This is a genomic window from Halobacterium sp. GSL-19 (assembly GCF_016917855.1).
GTDB lineage: Archaea > Halobacteriota > Halobacteria > Halobacteriales > Halobacteriaceae > Halobacterium > Halobacterium salinarum.
In genome coordinates this window covers 932,204-947,575 of the sequence record NZ_CP070377.1, presented here as the reverse complement: position 1 = coordinate 947,575, position 15,372 = coordinate 932,204, and the positions used below count along the sequence as shown (strand labels likewise).

Annotated in this window: 16 protein-coding genes and 1 tRNA gene; 9 read left to right on the top strand and 8 right to left on the bottom strand. The window is 69.9% G+C overall.

Annotation, left to right across the window (positions count from 1 at the left end; genetic code table 11):
• Positions 1-2: 2 nt before the first annotated feature.
• Both JT689_RS06775 and JT689_RS06770 read right to left on the bottom strand, forming a co-directional pair.
• The gene (locus tag JT689_RS06775; protein ID WP_205251840.1) at positions 3-1,568 is read right to left on the bottom strand and encodes a long-chain fatty acid--CoA ligase; all 1,566 of its coding nucleotides are present in this window, start codon (positions 1,566-1,568) and stop codon (positions 3-5) included.
• Positions 1,569-1,643: 75 nt separating this feature from the next.
• A complete protein-coding gene (locus JT689_RS06770; protein ID WP_205251839.1) occupies positions 1,644-3,002 on the bottom strand; it encodes a sulfatase-like hydrolase/transferase in 1,359 nt (452 codons plus the stop codon).
• A 101-nt stretch (positions 3,003-3,103) separates the two neighbouring features.
• Here JT689_RS06770 and JT689_RS06765 point away from each other — a divergent pair, with 101 nt between their 5' ends.
• The 3 genes from JT689_RS06765 to sod all read left to right on the top strand — a co-directional run bounded on the left by JT689_RS06765 (position 3,104) and on the right by sod (position 5,712).
• On the top strand, positions 3,104-3,559 hold the full coding sequence (locus JT689_RS06765) for a hotdog fold thioesterase (protein ID WP_205251838.1): 456 nt from the start codon (positions 3,104-3,106) through the stop codon (positions 3,557-3,559).
• A 40-nt stretch (positions 3,560-3,599) separates the two neighbouring features.
• Positions 3,600-5,045 carry a deoxyribodipyrimidine photo-lyase gene (locus JT689_RS06760; protein WP_205251837.1) on the top strand — a complete coding sequence of 482 codons (1,446 nt, stop codon included), beginning with the start codon at positions 3,600-3,602 and terminating at the stop codon, positions 5,043-5,045.
• A 64-nt stretch (positions 5,046-5,109) separates the two neighbouring features.
• Positions 5,110-5,712, top strand: coding sequence for a superoxide dismutase (gene sod / locus JT689_RS06755; protein ID WP_205251836.1), 603 nt, complete (start codon positions 5,110-5,112; stop codon positions 5,710-5,712).
• A gap of 28 nt (positions 5,713-5,740) precedes the next feature.
• Here the strand turns inward: sod and JT689_RS06750 are convergent, their stop codons facing one another.
• The gene (locus tag JT689_RS06750) at positions 5,741-6,127 is read right to left on the bottom strand and encodes a hypothetical protein (protein ID WP_229373431.1); all 387 of its coding nucleotides are present in this window, start codon (positions 6,125-6,127) and stop codon (positions 5,741-5,743) included.
• 87 nt (positions 6,128-6,214) lie between these two features.
• On the opposite strand from JT689_RS06750, the gene JT689_RS06745 reads away from it, so the two are divergent.
• Positions 6,215-6,484 (top strand): DUF5827 family protein, encoded by a 270-nt coding sequence (locus JT689_RS06745; protein WP_205251834.1) that lies wholly within the window; start codon positions 6,215-6,217, stop codon positions 6,482-6,484.
• A gap of 7 nt (positions 6,485-6,491) precedes the next feature.
• Here JT689_RS06745 and JT689_RS06740 read toward each other — a convergent pair whose 3' ends face one another.
• Both JT689_RS06740 and JT689_RS06735 read right to left on the bottom strand, forming a co-directional pair.
• Positions 6,492-7,070, bottom strand: coding sequence for an MBL fold metallo-hydrolase (locus JT689_RS06740; protein ID WP_205251833.1), 579 nt, complete (start codon positions 7,068-7,070; stop codon positions 6,492-6,494).
• A gap of 53 nt (positions 7,071-7,123) precedes the next feature.
• Entirely contained in the window at positions 7,124-7,462 is a 339-nt protein-coding gene (locus JT689_RS06735) for a cupin domain-containing protein (RefSeq protein ID WP_012289310.1), read from the bottom strand.
• 85 nt (positions 7,463-7,547) lie between these two features.
• Between JT689_RS06735 and thyX the strand changes: the two genes are divergently transcribed.
• The 3 genes from thyX to JT689_RS06720 all read left to right on the top strand — a co-directional run bounded on the left by thyX (position 7,548) and on the right by JT689_RS06720 (position 9,274).
• A complete protein-coding gene (thyX, locus tag JT689_RS06730) occupies positions 7,548-8,291 on the top strand; it encodes an FAD-dependent thymidylate synthase (RefSeq protein ID WP_205251832.1) in 744 nt (247 codons plus the stop codon).
• Between the two features lie 96 nt (positions 8,292-8,387).
• Positions 8,388-8,462, top strand: a tRNA-Glu gene (locus JT689_RS06725).
• Positions 8,463-8,839: 377 nt separating this feature from the next.
• On the top strand, positions 8,840-9,274 hold the full coding sequence (locus JT689_RS06720; RefSeq protein WP_205251890.1) for a GtrA family protein: 435 nt from the start codon (positions 8,840-8,842) through the stop codon (positions 9,272-9,274).
• Positions 9,275-9,285: 11 nt separating this feature from the next.
• Here JT689_RS06720 and JT689_RS06715 read toward each other — a convergent pair whose 3' ends face one another.
• Both JT689_RS06715 and JT689_RS06710 read right to left on the bottom strand, forming a co-directional pair.
• Positions 9,286-11,733 carry a right-handed parallel beta-helix repeat-containing protein gene (locus JT689_RS06715; protein WP_205251831.1) on the bottom strand — a complete coding sequence of 816 codons (2,448 nt, stop codon included), beginning with the start codon at positions 11,731-11,733 and terminating at the stop codon, positions 9,286-9,288.
• Positions 11,730-12,848 carry a thrombospondin type 3 repeat-containing protein gene (locus JT689_RS06710; protein WP_012289308.1) on the bottom strand — a complete coding sequence of 373 codons (1,119 nt, stop codon included), beginning with the start codon at positions 12,846-12,848 and terminating at the stop codon, positions 11,730-11,732. The genes JT689_RS06715 and JT689_RS06710 overlap by 4 nt, the downstream gene beginning before the upstream one ends.
• A 117-nt stretch (positions 12,849-12,965) precedes the next feature.
• On the opposite strand from JT689_RS06710, the gene JT689_RS06705 reads away from it, so the two are divergent.
• The gene (locus JT689_RS06705) at positions 12,966-14,651 is read left to right on the top strand and encodes a hypothetical protein (protein ID WP_205251830.1); all 1,686 of its coding nucleotides are present in this window, start codon (positions 12,966-12,968) and stop codon (positions 14,649-14,651) included.
• Between the two features lie 14 nt (positions 14,652-14,665).
• On the opposite strand, the gene JT689_RS06700 is transcribed toward JT689_RS06705, so the two are convergent.
• A complete protein-coding gene (locus JT689_RS06700) occupies positions 14,666-15,007 on the bottom strand; it encodes a hypothetical protein (RefSeq protein WP_010902956.1) in 342 nt (113 codons plus the stop codon).
• A 176-nt stretch (positions 15,008-15,183) separates the two neighbouring features.
• Here JT689_RS06700 and JT689_RS06695 point away from each other — a divergent pair, with 176 nt between their 5' ends.
• Positions 15,184-15,321 carry a hypothetical protein gene (locus JT689_RS06695; RefSeq protein WP_227970939.1) on the top strand — a complete coding sequence of 46 codons (138 nt, stop codon included), beginning with the start codon at positions 15,184-15,186 and terminating at the stop codon, positions 15,319-15,321.
• The last annotated feature ends 51 nt before the right edge of the window (positions 15,322-15,372 follow it).

Sequence of the window (15,372 nt, the reverse complement as noted above, 5' to 3'; positions counted from 1 at the left end):
GGTCAGTCCTCGTCGGGGACGAGTTCGTGTTTCTTGATCTTCCCCGTGGTGGTGCGGGGCAGCTGCTCGACGAACTCGACCGTGCGTGGGTGTTTGTACTCGGCGAGGTTCGTCAGACAGAACTCCCGGATCTCGTCGGCGGACACGTCCGTGTCGGGTGCCCGCACCACGTACGCTTTGACCGTTTCGCCGCGGCGCTCGTCGGGCACGCCGACCACGGCGGCGTCCGCGATGGCGTCGTGCTCGAACAGCAACTCCTCGACCTCACGGGGGTAGACGTTGTACCCCGCGGTGTTGATCATGTGCGTCTTGCGGTCGACGATGTAGAAGTAGCCGTCCGCGTCGTGGTAGCCCAGATCGCCCGTGTGGAACCAGCGCTTCCCGTCGGCCTCGGTGAACGCCTTGCGGTTGGCCTCCGGGAGACCGAGATAGCCCGCCATCACGTTCGGCCCCGACACCACCAGCTCGCCCGTGATGTCGTCCATGTCGTGGTCGGACTCGTCGACGGGGCCCTCGTCGACGGGTGGCACCGATTCGAAGTCGTCGGTGACGATGCGGGCGTCGATCCCCGCCAGCGGCTTCCCGATCGAGCCCACGCGACGCCCCCAGTTGGGGCTGTTGAAGTGTGTCACGGGGCTGGTCTCCGTGAGCCCGTACCCCTCGTCGATCTTTGCGGTGTACAGCTCCTCGAACTTCCGCAACACCTCGGTGGGGATGCCGGAGCCGCCGACGGTGCAGCGCCGGACCGACGACAGGTCGAACTCCTCGGCGTTGGGGTGTGTGATGATGTCGTTGTACATCGTGGGGACGCCGTCGAAGAGGGTGAGTTCGGCGTCCGCGACCAGCGACATCGCGTCCTCGGTGTCCCACCTGGGCATCGGGTAGAACGTCGCGCCGGCGAACAGCGCGGCGTTCATGCCGACGGTCATGCCGTAGATGTGGAACAACGGCAACACCCCGATCTTGCGGTCCGCGGGTTGGAGGCCGTCGGGCACGATGTCCATGGACTGCTCGGCGTTCGACGCGAGGTTGTGGTGTGTGAGCTGGACGCCTTTGGGCTGGCCGGTGGTGCCGGAGGTGTACGGCTGCACGGCGAGGTCGTCGTCGTCGCGGGGCGCAACCGTGTCGTCGCTGCCGGCGTCGAGGAAGGCCTCGAACGGCGTGCCAACGTCGGCGTCGCCGCCGACCGTGACCACGGTGTCGACGGCGGTCTCCGCGCGCACGTCCTCGACGGTGGACGCACCGTCGGCCAGCGCCACCACCACTGACGCCCCGGAATCGGACAGCAAGTACTCGATTTCGCGGGTCTTGTACTGTGGGTTCATCGGCACCACGACGCAGCCGGCGCGGAGCGCGCCGTGGAACGCCGTCACGTACTGTGGGAGGTTCGGGAGGTACAGCGCGACCCGGTCGTCCGGGGTCACGCCGTGGTCGCGGAGCGCGGCCGCGAACTGTCCGGTTCGCTCCCAGAGGTCGCTGTAGGTGTGGGTGTGGTCGTCGTACACGACTGCGGGGTGGTCCGGAAGCTCGGTCGCCGAGGTTTGGACGTTGGTAACGAGATTCGACATCGGTTGTTCACCATCACGATAGACCATGGCAAATACGTTTCCAAATGGACGCCCGCTGCCGGTATTGGTGTCTGGTCAGCGGTACCCGAGCGCGGAGAGTCGGCGCTCGACGTCGTCCGGCGTGGCGGCCGCGGCGTCGCCGTCGGTTCGGATCGCGTCCAGCCGCTGGCGTGTCGCTGCGTGCAGGGCGTCCAGCGGTGGATCCGCGGTGCCGGACACGTCCGTCTGCTCGCCCGGATCGCTGGCACGGTCGTACAGCTCGTGGGTGTCGCGCTCGGGGTCGCGGATGTACGTCCAGCGGCCGTCGCGCGCGCTGACGAGCGGGCGGCCGGCACCGAGGTGGCGCGGGATCGGTTGTTGTGTCACCGACGCCCCGCGTACTGCGACCGACGTGATCGGGCCGCGGGTCGGCTCCGTCCCGGCGCGGATCTCGGGGGCGAGGCTCTCACCGGTGAACCCCCGTGTCGAGCCGCCCATCACGTCGAGCACGGTCGCGGGCACGTCGGAGAGGCCGACCGCCGTCGACACCCGCCCGCCCGCGCCGACCGGATGGTCAACGAGCAACGGCACGTGCACCAGCTCGTCGTAGAGCTTCGGGTAATGCGCGAGGTGGCCGTGTTCGAGGAACTCCTCGCCGTGGTCCCCAGCCACCACCACCATGGTGTCCTCGCGGCGGTCGCCGAGCGCCGCCAGCACGCGCCCGATGCTGGTGTCGACCTGGCGCACGGTCGCGTCGTAGAGGGTGTGCAGCTCGCCGGCCGTGGCCGAGCTCACCGTCAGCCCGAGGCCGACGCGGAGGTGCGCCGACAGCATGCCCAACATTGCGCCCCGGCGGTCCGTCGTCGCACGCAGGTGGCGCGGCGCGGGGACGTACGGCGTGTGGGTGTCCATGTAATGCAGCCAGAGGAAAAACGGCTCGCTGGCCGCCGACAGGAACTCGACGGCGCGGTCCTCGATGTCGAGCATGCGCGTGGCGTCGACGCGCTCGCGGCCGTCGCTGCGCCGCCGGAACGGCGACGCCCCGACCTGCAGCCACCCCTGGACGGTGGGGTGTGCGGCGAGCGTGCGCCCGAGCCGCGAGTTCGTGTCCGTGAACGCGTCGTAGGTGTCGAAACCGCGGTCGTATCCCCAGTGTTCGGTGAGGAACCCGTTGGCGGCGTTGACGCCGGCAGTCCGGACGCCGGCGTCGGCGAGACGGCCGGCCAGCGTGGTGTCACCGACGCCGATCGCGCCGTCGGCAGCGAACACGTGGCTGTCCCCGAGCACGCTCGGGAACGAGAACGGCGTCCAGTTCCCGTGGGCGTACGCGCGCTCGAAGACCGTGCCCGAGTCCGCCAGCGCGTCCAGGGTCGGCGTCTCGACCCGGGATCGCGCGTCCGCTCGCAGCGAGTCGACGGTCACCAACACGGTCCCGGCGGCTGAAGTCACTACCATGTCGTGTGATCGCACACACTTTAGCAGTTCTCATACGTTCACTGATAAGAGCGGCGTGGCGGCTCGGTGGGCTTATAGACACCGGGGTTCCAGTCGCAGCCATGACCGGGTTCGACGCCGACGACGCGGCCGCGCTCATCCAGTCCTACGTCGACGACCACGGGCTGCTGTCGTTTCTCGGGGTGTCCGTCGAGGACGCCAGCGACGGCGAGATGCGCCTCCGCATCCCCTACCACGAGAAGCTCACGAACCACGGCCCCGGCGAGGGAGACGTCCACGGCGGGATCGCGGCGACGCTGATCGACACCGCCGGCGGGCTGGCGGTGCGCAGCGCGCTCCCGACCCCCGTCGCCGCGAACGTCGCCACCATCGATCTGAACGTGTCCTATCTCCGGCCGGCCCGCGGCGACCTGATCGCCGATGCGTCGGTCGTGCGCGTCGGCTCAACAGTCGGCGTGGCGGAGATCTCGGTCGTCACGCCCGCCGACACGGCGGACGCCGAGCCCACCGAAGTGGCCGTGGGACGCGGGTCGTTCCGCGTGTTCCGCGACGACTGACACCCACACGTTGAGGATGCCGGCCGCCCAACCCCCCGGCATGCAACTGTTCTGGCACCGACGGGACCTCCGCACCACGGACAACCGCGGCCTCGCAGCGGCCGCTCCGGGCGTGACAGCGGTCGACGGCGGCCACGACCAGGGCCCTGTCGCGGCGGTGTTCTGCTTCGACGACGAGGTGTTGGCTCACGCCGCCCCGCCCCGGGTCGCGTTCATGCTGGACGCGCTGGCCGCCCTCCGGGAGCGCTACCGCGACCTCGGCAGCGACCTCATTGTCCGCCACGGCGACCCCGCTGCGGTGCTCCCGGCGGTCGCCGACGATCTCGACGCCACCCGGGTCGTCTGGAACCACGACTACTCGGGGCTGGCCACCGACCGCGACGCGGGCGTGCGCGACGCCCTCGACGCGGCGGGCGTCGCACACGCCCAGTTCCACGACGCCGTCCACCACCGGCCGGGCGAGATCCGCACGAACGCGGGCGACCCGTACTCGGTGTACACGTACTTCTGGCGGAAGTGGCAGGACCGCGAGAAGAACCCGCCGGCCCCGGAGCCAGAGCGCGCGGATCTCGCGGCCGACACCGCGCTCGCGGACACCGATCCGCTGCCGTCCGTCCAGGAGCTCGGCTTCGCGGAGCCGGAGGCGGCGGTCCCCGACGCCGGAACCGCGGCGGCGCGATCGCTGCTCGATGCCTTCCGCGAGTCCGGCGACATCTACCGCTACGAGGACCGCCGCGATTACCCCCACGAGGAACCCACGTCACGGCTCTCCCCGCACCTGAAGTTCGGCACGATCGGGATCCGAACGGTCTACGAGGCCGCACGCGCGGCGAAATCCGACGCCGACACCGACGACGAACGCGAGAACGTCGCGGCGTTCATCGGCCAGCTCGCGTGGCGGGAGTTCTACGCACAAGTCCTGTATTTCAACCAGAGCGTCGTCTCGGAGAACTTCAAAGCGTACGAGCACCCCATCGAGTGGCGCGACGACCCCGCGGCGCTGCAGGCCTGGAAGGACGGCGAGACCGGCTACCCGATCGTGGACGCCGGCATGCGCCAGCTCCGCGCGGAAGCGTACATGCACAACCGCGTGCGGATGATCGTCGCCGCCTTCCTCACGAAAGACCTCCTGGTGGACTGGCGGGCGGGCTACGACTGGTTCCGGGAGAAGCTCGCGGACCACGACACCGCCAACGACAACGGCGGCTGGCAGTGGGCCGCCTCAACCGGCACCGACGCCCAGCCGTACTTCCGGGTGTTCAACCCGATGACCCAGGGCGAGCGCTACGACCCCGACGCCGGCTACATCACCGAGTTCGTCCCCGAACTCCGGGACGTGCCCGCGGACGCGATCCACAGCTGGCACGAGCTGTCGCTGTCCGAGCGCCGCCGACACGCCCCGGAGTATCCGGACCCCATCGTGGACCACAGCCAGCGCCGCGAGGACGCGATCGCGATGTTCGAGCGTGCGCGCGGCGACGAGTGATCCCACGATCCTCACGAACATTTAACATGACGCCGCGTGATCACTGATCCGGTGGATTCCACCGATGAGCCAGCACGAACTCCCATCGCTGCCGTACGACTACGACGCACTCGAACCACACATCAGTGAGCAGGTGGTCACGTGGCACCACGACACCCACCACCAGAGCTACGTGGACGGCCTCAACAGCGCCGAGGAGACACTCGCGGGGAACCGTGAGACCGGCGACCACGCTTCGACTGCCGGCGCGCTCGGGGACGTCACGCACAACGGCTGTGGGCACTACCTCCACACGATGTTCTGGGAGCACATGAGTCCCGACGGGGGCGGCGAGCCGTCCGGGGCGCTCGCCGACCGCATCGCGGCGGACTTCGGCTCCTACGAGAACTGGCGGGCTGAATTCGAGGTGGCGGCCGGCGCGGCCAGCGGGTGGGCGCTGCTCGTCTACGATCCGGTCGCCAAGCAGCTCCGGAACGTGGCCGTGGACAACCACGACGAGGGCGCACTCTGGGGCAGCCACCCCATCCTCGCGCTTGACGTCTGGGAGCACTCCTACTACTACGACTACGGCCCCGACCGCGGCAGCTTCGTCGACGCCTTCTTCCAGGTCGTCGACTGGGACCCCATCGCGGCGAACTACGACGACGTGGTGTCGCTGTTCGAGTGACCGGACACGCTCCCGTGTTTTTTTCGCGTCATGACGGCTCATCAGTGGCTGGCGTGAGTGCGGCGACGCTGTGCTCGTCACCGACCGCGTGCACGGTGTCGGTGAGCGCGTCGAAATCGTAGCAGGTGCCGTCGGCGTCGAGGCCGATGACGACGCCAGCGGAAGTGGTGCCATCGGCGGCATCAAGGAACGTCCGGAACAGCTCCCAGGTGTCGAACCCACGGTGCGTGTACCGCAGCGTGGCGTAGTGGAGGCGGTTGTAGGTGGCGCGAGTGATGAACCCGTAGCGCTCGTTGTCGAGGTACCGCTGGGCGTCCACGGTCGTCGTGCGGGCTGCAACGTCATCGCGCATGTACAGCAGCGCCTGCATGGCGTCTGTGCGTTGGTCGTCCAACTGAGGTGAACTATCTGACATGTTGGACGGATACATGGACTTCGGCGAGACAGATAACCGTTGGGTCAACTCGCTGGGTTTTTCGGCGTCGCCGCCGCCTGTCAGCACATGCCGGTTGCGAAATCCGAGTTCGACGACCTGTACCCGTGTGACTTCTACGAGCCAGCGGCATTACTCGACGACGACCGCATGTACACCGTCTACGAGATCGCGCGCCTGCTGCAGGACCTGGAGCCCGACGCGGACATCGATCGCGGCACCGAGGACGTGTTGCTCGACTGGGCGATCCCGTGGGTGATGCTGCACGCCGACGCGCTCGTCGTCGCGGAACCCCGGACCGACGACGAACCCGGATACTACGGCCTGGACACGAGCTAACCGCGGCTCACTGGAAGCGCGCGGATCGGGCCGCCAGGTCGATGTCGGCGGCCGGATCCGAGGTGACGCTGGGGCCGTGGCCGGGATACAGCGCCGTCAGTTCCTCGCCCGCGACGGTGTCGGCGAGCCGGTCGATGCTCTCGACCAGCGTCTCCCGGTCGCCGCCGTCGAGGTCCGTGCGCCCGAAGCTGCCGTTCGCGAACACCAGATCCGCGGAGAACAACACGCCGGCGGCCGGGCTGTACAGACACACGTGGTGGGGTTCGTGGCCGGGCGTGTGCAGAACCACGTAGTCGTCGTCGCCGAGCCTGACTTCGTCGCCGTCGGCCAGCGTCCGGTCGGCGTCGGCGACGCCGTCGAACCCGAGCACGGTCGGGTCGAAGGCGTCCACGAGCGCGTCGAGGTTGCCGACGTGGTCGGGGTGCGGGTGTGTGATGACGACCGCGTCGGGCGTGACGCCGTGGTCGCGGACCGCGGCGACGACGTCGTAGTTCGCGCCCGCGTCAACCACCACGTCGCGGTCGCCGGTCACCAGAAACACGTTGCTCGTGAACGCCTGAACGCCCGCCGAAAGGTTCGTCGGCATGGCTGTCCGTATGCCGGCCACCACTTAGGGGTTGCCGCACGCGGCGCGCGCGGTCAGCGGGGTGCGCCCACCAACACCAGCTCGGAGTGGTGATCGCCGTTGTGGAGCTGTCGGTCGTCGGTGGCGTCGACGCGGATGGCGTCGCCGGCGTCCAGCGACACCGTCTCGTCGTCGAAGACGACGTCCACACCGCCGTCGGCGACGTAGTACACTTCCTCCTGGCCGTCGTTGGCGTGGTCGTGCTCCATTCCGGTTGCGCCCGGCTCCATGTGGTACACCGAGATGGCGACCTCGTCGGTGTTCAGGGCGTCTTTCATGAAGTAGAGGTCGGCGTCCGCGTCGGCCGACAGCGCCGAGTCGACGTCGTCCACTGACACGTCCTTGTGGGCCATGTTTCGACGTGGTTCGTGGCACCACTTCATGGTACCGGCGCGTGGGTTCGGAGTGTTTTTGCCACCGGCAGGCACACCGTCTAGCATGCGCGTCCGTCTCCTCGAAGCGACTGAGAACCCGGAGGAACTCATCTGTCAGAGCGCCCGCAACGACTACATGTCCGACTGGGTCGGTGACACGCCACTCGACACCGCGATGGCGTCCGTGGACGGCGACACCACCGACGAAAAGCTGTCGAACCTCATCGCACAGCTGCTCACTCGCGGCCACTACGGCCCCTTCGAGCATCCGTCGGCGACGTTCGCCATCGAGGGTGTGAGCCGGTCGTGTATGGCGCAGCTCACTCGCCACCGCCACGCCAGCTTCGACGTGCAGTCGATGCGCTACGTCGCGTTCGACGACGTCGATCCGGCGGCGGTTGCGGAGGGCGAGCTGGTGGTGACGCCGCCGTCGGCGACCGACCCCGACTGGGTCGGCCGCAACCAGGACGCGGGCGACGTCGACGAGGAGACCATGGCCGAACGCGAGGCGGTCTTCCAGGCGTCGGTGCGGCGCGCCGTCGAAGACTACCAGGAACTGCTGGGGCTCGGGATGCCCCCGGAGGACGCCCGGTTCGTGCTCCCCATCGGGACCGAAGTGAACGTGGTGATCACGCTGAACCCGCGGTCGCTGATGCACGTCGCGGACATGCGGGCCGCCGCCGACGCACAGTGGGAGATCCGCGAGCTCACCGAACAGCTACTCGATGCGGCCGCTCAGTGGTGTCCCCACACCTTCGAATATTACGACGCGGAGATGAAACACCGGAAGAACCGGCTCGCGCCCTGACCGGCCGCGTGTCGCCCGGCGCTACGGGAGGGAGTGACAGTCTGCCCGCGAGACGAAACGGTTATTTGTGTCTCCCAATTACCGAAGAGTGGACGCGCTCCGTTGGTGTAGTCCGGCCAATCATCTTGCCCTCTCACGGCAAGGACTAGGGTTCAAATCCCTGACGGAGCATCCCAACTTCCTGCAGTCGCGTTACGATCACCGACCACCGGCTGGTGTGGCATAAAGCATGCGTGGCCGCCCAGCTGTGGAACGGTTCCAAGGGGTGTCAGCGGACCGCAGGTGAAAACGTCTCGGGGATCCGGTGGCAGTCTATCAGGGAGCGTGTGACACCCGTTAGTGCCACCGTATCCGTTCATTCCGGATCACACACATAAGAGTATGCCTCGTGATATCAGCCATGATAACGGCGAACGCAACTCCCGGCTGGGTTGCGGTGTGCGTTGACACGACCGGAACAGTGATACATGGTTACACACGTACGCCTCGGTAGGCGTGACTCACACGAGAGCGACTGCGTCGGCCACTCCGACGGTGGTGCTGTGTGGATGATTCGGCGGCTGCTTCGCCGCGCCAACTCCGGGCCGACCGCAACCAGGCTGCGCCGGTTCGCCGCCGTCGGTGTGGTTGCGGCGGGCGCCCAGATGGCGCTGCTGTGGGTGTTCGTTGACGCAGTCGAGGTGGCCTACATCCCCAGTGCGATCGCCGCGATCGAGGCCACGATCGTGCTGACGTACGTCTTGAACAACGCGTGGACCTTTCAGGCGATCCGGAACAGCGGCCGCGTGGAGTACGCCGTTGGGCTGGTGAAGACCAACGTCGTTCGCGGGACCGCGATCCCGATCCAGTTGGGGGTGTTGTTCGCGCTCGTCGAGTGGTACAGCCTGCCGTACTTGCTCTCGAACGCCGTCGGCATCCTCGTCAGCGGTGGCTACCGGTTCGTGCTCGATCTGCGCTGGACGTGGAGCACGAGCGCCAACTGAGACCCCACCGGCTACCTGCTCGCCGCGGCCACGACCGCGGCGGTCACCACACCCCACCCAGCGAGTGCTACGCCGCCCGCCGACAGCAGCGGCGGGACCGCGAGCAGCCCGGCGGCGATCCAGACGCCGGCGGCGACCACCGCGAGTGCGTGCGCGACCCGCCCCCGAACCGGGGGTTGGGCACCGCGCATCGACGCGGCGACGCCGTACCCGCCGACGCCAACCGCAAGCACCCACAGCGCGCCCCCGAGCAGCCCAGGAACCGACAGGACGCTATCCAGAAGCGACGGCGGTGCGGCGCTGTCCGCGGGCTGGGGCGGGCCGGCTGTCGGCGGCGGTGCCGTCGTCGCTGGGGCCGTGGACGCGTCCTCAACCCGGACGGTCGTCGTGGCGGGCGGGCGGCTGGCCACCCCGCGGTCGTTCACCACAGCCACCGCGATCTCGTGTGCACCGGGGTCGTCGAACGCGCTGACGAGCGACGGCGACGCCTGTGTGGGGCGGCGCTGCCCGTCCACGGTGAACTGGTAGGTCGCGTTCGGCCCGGCAGGGGACGCCGCCGTGACCCGGACATCGGTGCCGGCGGCGACCGTCGACCGGTTGGCCGTGAGGCTGACTGATGGGCGCTCGATGAGCGCGCGATGCGGTGTCTCCGCGATCGGCGCGATGTCGGCGACGCCCCGCCGCATGCGGATCGTGTCCCCGTCGCCGTCGGGCGTGACGCTGGCGTAGAACGGCCCGCTTGGGGCCCCCCAGTAGTTGTGCTCGGCGTCGATGGTGCCGTTGGTCGCGGCTCGCAGCCCGACGAGGTGGCCGTAGATGTCGTTCCGCGTGATCGTGACGTTCCCGGAGGCGTTGGTCAGGGTCACACCGACCGACGGGCCGACGGCACTCGCGTCGGCGCTGCGGGCGGCTGAGCGCGTGTTGACGGCGATCGTGTTGCCCGTCAGCCGAACCGGCGACGGCCCGTCGACGGTGATGCCACGCGTGTTGGCGGCGATCGTGTTGTTCCGCGCGGCGACGGGGCCGCCGTTCGCCGCGCCGGAGACGCGCGCGCCGAAGGCCACGTTGTTCACTAGCGTGTTGTTCGCAACCGTCAGCGGCCCCGGGGTGCGCGCGGCACGCACGCGCACGCCGCCCCGACCGTTGGCCGCCACACGGTTCCCCGCGACAGTGAGGTTCCGGACGCGACTGCCCCGAACGCTCACCCCCCGGTCGTGGCTCCCGCGAACCGTGTTGTCCGCGATCGTGGCACCCGAAAGCACCGGCGCGTGGAGCGCAACGCCGTCGCCGCCGCTGCCGGTGACAGTGTTGTTCCGAACGTCGAGTCGGGAGACGAACAGCCGTTGGGCGTCGATCGAGACGCCCGCACCGACGGTCTCGCGGAGCGTGTTGTTGGTCACGGCGACCGAGACGTGTGGCGGCTGGCGCTGTGCGCGGCGGTGCGTGAGCGCGATGCCGCGGGCAGCGCCACGCACTGTGTTGTCGTCGAGCACGACATCATCGAGGTCGATGGCGCGCCGAACGCCGATCCCGTCGCCGTCGACCCCGTGGGCGTCGATGTCGGAGACGCGCACCCGATCGAGGTGCCCGCTCTCGATGGTGACGGCGTCGCCCCGGGCGTCGGCGAACTCGACGCCGTGCACGGTGGTGTACGTGACACTGCGGTCGTCCGGCCCGGGAACGTCGGCCGCACGGTTGCCCGTGGAAACGGCGACACCGCCGGACTCGTAGCCGGTGATCGACCCCCCGACGACCGACACACCGACCAGGTGGCGGGCGCGAACCACCACGCCGTACTGGCCGGGGTTCCGGAAGTCGGTGTCCCGGATCGTGACGCCGGCCACACGGCGCGCGAACGGGTCCGTTCCGGGGGTCGTGACGGCCACGCCCGCGTAGCCGGTGTCGGCGATCGTCGAGCGCGCGAGCCGCAGCGACGGCGGCCCGTCGGCGGTCGTGACGGCCACGCCAGCGCGCACGTGCTTGCGCAGCAGGCTGTCCTGGACGGTGATGCGGCCGTCTGCGGACGCCACGCGAACCGCCGTGGTGGCGTATTCGACGGTGGTGTTTGCGAGGCGCAACCGGGAGTCAGCGGTGCCAGCGTACGTGATGGCGGTCCACGAGCCGGGCTGCGGTTTCGGGCGCGCGGTCGTGAACGACACGCGGTCGGTGCTCGTGCCGGCCGCATCGAGGCTGCCGGCCACCGTGATCGAGGCGTCCTTGGCGACCTGGACCGTCGTGCCCGGGGCGACGGTGAGCGTCGCGTTCTCCGTGACGGTCAGTTCGGTCGTCACCACGTACGGGCCCTCGCCGGGGGTCCACGTGGTGTTCGTCGTGACGTTCGTGCCGACGTACGTCGCGTCGCCGGTGGCAGCCGCCGATGTGCCGGCACCGAGCGCGGCGGCCGCGAACACGAGCCCCACCGCGAGCGCGGCGAGCAAGCACACCACGGCGCGCCTCATGCGTTCCCCTCCGGAGGCCCGAACAGTACTCGCCCGAGCTGTGTGGCGAACGCGTCGGCGCTGGGGCCGCTCGGACGGATCACCGACGCGTGCGCGGTCTCAAGCGCGCTGTGTTGCGTGGGATCGGTGCCGTCGAGCACCTCCCGGCCGTCGTTGACGCCGTCGCCGTCGGTGTCGACTGCCGTCGGATCGCTGCCGAAGCGCCGCACCTCGATCCCGTCGGTGAGCCCGTCACCGTCCGTATCGGCGACGGTCGGGTCGCTGTCGTAAACGCCGACTTCCACGGCGTCCGTGAGTCCGTCGCCGTCGGTGTCCCGCTCGGTCGGGCTCGTCCCGAGCTCCGCCTCAGCGGTGTTCGGAAGCCCGTCGAAGTCGGCGTCGACGGCCGAAGCCGGCGTTCCCTGGAGGCGCTCGGCGAGACTCCCCGTCGCCTCGGGGAGCGACCCCGCACGGAGTTCGGCGGCGTCGTCGACGCCGTCGCCGTCGGTGTCCCGCTCGGTCGGATCCGTGCCGGCGACCCGCACCTCAACGCCGTCCGAGAGCCCGTCGTCGTCGGTGTCCCGGGTCAGCAGCGCCGTGCCGGCGCGCACCTCCTCGTCGTTCCGGAGGCCGTCGCCGTCACGGTCGCCGTTGCGCTTGATCGCGTGGACCGTGATCGTGGTCTCGTTGACGCGCTCCTCGACCCGTGTCTCGGGGTCGTACATGCCCACGTGGAGCTCGTGGACGCCGGTCTCGAACTCCCCGGCCGGCACGGGCAGCGAAACGGCGCGTTGCTCGCGCTCCCGCATCGTCACCGTCGTGGTGGCGACTGCGTCGTCGAACACCGGCTGGAAGCTGGACAGCGAGTCGTTCGTCAGCCGCAGTCGGTAGGTGTCGTAGCGGCTCGTGGATTCGAAGACGATGTCCTGGGTCGTCGCAACGATGTCGGTCCGGGCGTTGCGCCAGATGAACTGCGTGTCGTTCTCGACGGTGGCGTTGCCCGGACCGGAAACGCCCACCGTGACGACGCCGCCACCGGTGTCAATGCGGCCGGCCGCTGGGGCCGCTGTGACGGCGACGCTGGCGGCGACAACGACCACAACGGCTGCCACCGCTGTCGAACGGCGGCGCGACATGCACACGAGTATGCTTGAACCCGTAGTGTACTTGAACATACTGGTGGCCGGGTGCGCCGGGGCCCCGGCACCGGGAATGCGGAGGCCTGAAATCGCCCACCGACGTACCACGGGACAATGACTCAGCGGGTCCGCTGGCAGCGACCGCTCCCCGGCGGCGAGCACGCAACCGTGACGCGCGTCGTTGGCGACCACGAACTCCCCGAGTCGGGGGCCGAAACCCGGCGGTTCCGCGTGGACGCCACCGCCGACTGGGTGCGCGCTCGGGCCGCGGGCGGCGACGTGACGCGGCCCGCGGCCGACGCCGTTTCGGTCTCGCTGCCCGCCGATGCCGGGCTCACGCGCCTGCGGCTCACAACGCCGGACGGGACGACGCGGCTGTGGCTCCCCGGGCCGGCAGCCGCAGCCCGCATCGACGCCGCCCTCGACGGCGACCCGACTGCCGCCCGGCAGCTCACGGCGCACGCCGGTGGCGTCGCTGCGCTCGCGTTCGCCGCCGGCGAGTGTCTCACGCAGCCCGGTCTCTGCGACCTGCTGGACGCGGTCACGGCGGCCTCGGACAGCGCCGCCGACGACCTGCACGCGCGCCGGTACGGCGTCCTCGTGGGCATGCTATCGACCACCGCCGGGCCACCGATGGACACCGCGGCGGACGTGCGCGCGCTCTGTGAGGGGGTTGACGCCATCGACGCCGTCGGGGACGTGTCGGTGAGCGCCGTCGTCGCCGAAGCCATGCACCGGGTGACAGACACGCCACGGGGAGCGCGGGCGTTCCTCGCCGACCACGGCGTCGAGCCGCGGGCGCTGGCCGACGACAGCGACGGCGTGTTCTTCGCCGCGCTGCTCGCGCACGCCGCGACCACGCGTGGCCTCCCGGCGGCGAAACGGTGTGCGACCCGGTGGCCGGCGTCGAAGACCTTCGACGCGGCGAAAGCGGACGCCGAAGCCGCCGACTACTGGGCGCGCGGCGACGCGTGGCGCAGCGCCGTCCCCACGGCCGCCGACCAGTCCGACGCAGTGTTCGCGTACGCGCTGGCGAACGCGCTGTACTGGACCGCCGAGGTCGACCGCGGCGACAGCCGCATCGACGAGCTGCTGTTCGACGGCGCCGTGGTGGCCGGCCGGGAGATCGACCACGACTGGATCATCGGCCACAGCCGCTTCGAGCGCGCTCGCGCTCGCGCCCACCGCCACCGGACGAGTCGCACCCACGCCCTCGCCATCGCGGCGTTCACCGACGCCGAAGCGATCGCCGACCAGTGGTCGTTTCTGGACGCCTGGGAGCCAGTGTACACGCGCGCGATCGTGGCGTCGAACATGGCGTCGGCGCGTGGCAACCACCACGCCGCGATCGGGGCGCTCGACGACGGCCGAGCGGCGCTCTCGGAGCTGGCCGTGCCGGACGCCCGTCGTGAGGAGATGTACACGCACTTCGACGCCCAGCGCCACGAGCGCCGCGCGATACTCACCGACGAACCCGACCAGCGCCGGTCACACCTGGAGGCGGCGCGCGCACAGTACGACCAACTCGGGTTCGATCGGTCCGTCGAGCGCATCCAGGAGAAGCTCGCAGCCGCGCCCGACCACGGAGACGACGCCACGAACGGCGGCGTGCGGGACCGCCAGCGCGCGGCGCTCGCAACCCGGCAGTCACTGGCGGGCAGCGACCGCGGGCCGGCGCTGGCGGACATCCCGGCGCTCCACGACTTCCTGACGGAAACGGCCCCCGAGGCCGTCGGCAGCCCGGATCCGGGCGTGCTGCCCAGCGAGCGCGGCGGCCCACCGGACGACCTGCCCCCGTAGCACCACGCCGGCGCTCAGGCGTACTCGGGGGCGCGGTCGTCGTGGTCGGCAGCCACCCGGGTGGCGTCCACGTCGGCCACGGAGTCGATGCCGAAGCCGTCGGCGAGCGCGTCCGCGGTGGCGCGCTCGATGTCCGGCGCGTCGGCGACCGTGACGACCGCCGTGACTGTCGCCGTGACCTGGAGGTCGTTCAACCGCGGGCGGAGGTCCTGGACGTCGATCCCATCGACGCTGGCGACTGCGGACACGCCGCGCACGACGTTCGTCACTCCGTCCCCGAGGTCGCCGGTGGCGTTCCGAGGCACGTGCATCGTGAGGTCCGCGGTGATCTGTACCGTCTGGTTGGCCGTAGCCATAGCCTCCCGCCGAGAGTCGAACTCGGCTGGAGCGGGACCGCCCGCCGGGAGTGCCCGGCAGTCCACGGCCACCGCTGGGGGAACACGAGGGCGCCAACAGCAGTACTGGTGCTAGAATGGCGTCCACGTCATCCCCCGGGTGGTGTGTCGCGCGCAGTTACGCAGCGAGGGTGGACGTGGACGCCGATTTCGGCGCAAATCCTGTTGTTGCCACGCATCCCGTTCGAGAGCATCCGGACCCGCCACTGCTCGTGGCGGCGGTGCCGGATGCGGGGGATGCTGCGGCGATCATGAGTGGATTCGAGCCGGTGTGACTCGCGGTCAGCGAGTCGCTCGTCGCCTGTACGGAGCACCCCGAGCAGTAT